At 43.4% G+C, this 632-nt stretch carries 1 protein-coding gene; it reads left to right on the forward strand.

The features are described 5' to 3' along the window. The coding region (locus D8862_RS09505; RefSeq protein WP_185760867.1) for a hypothetical protein at window positions 1–632 on the forward strand (632 nt) is incomplete at both ends.

The raw sequence follows: 632 nt of genomic DNA on the forward strand, positions 1-632 counted from the left end.
ATCTGTATCAGCTAGCCAATCAACTAGCGCATCAGTAAGCTCAAGTGAATCAGCTTCAGCATCAGTAAGCTCAAGTGAATCAGCTTCAGCATCAGTATCTGCAAGCCAATCAACTAGCGCATCAGTATCTGCAAGTGAATCAGCTTCAGCATCAGTATCTGCAAGTCAATCAACTTCAGCATCTGTAAGCTCAAGTGAATCAGCTTCAGCATCTGTAAGTGCAAGTCAATCAACTTCAGCATCTGTATCAGCTAGCCAATCAACTAGCGCATCAGTAAGCTCAAGTGAATCAGCTTCAGCATCTGTATCAGCAAGTGAATCAACTAGCGCATCAGTATCTGCAAGTGAATCAGCTTCAGCATCTGTAAGCTCAAGTCAATCAACTTCAGCATCAGTATCTGCAAGTCAATCAACTTCAGCATCTGTATCAGCTAGCCAATCAGCAAGCGCATCAGTAAGCTCAAGTCAATCAACTTCAGCATCAGTATCTGCAAGTCAATCAACTTCAGCATCTGTATCAGCTAGCCAATCAACTTCAGCATCAGTATCAGCTAGCCAATCAGCTTCAGCATCAGTATCTGCAAGCCAATCAACTAGCGCATCAGTATCTGCAAGTGAATCAGCTTCAGCAT

Source organism: Streptococcus oralis, from assembly GCF_003942585.1.
GTDB classification, from domain to species: Bacteria; Bacillota; Bacilli; order Lactobacillales; family Streptococcaceae; genus Streptococcus; species Streptococcus oralis_BE.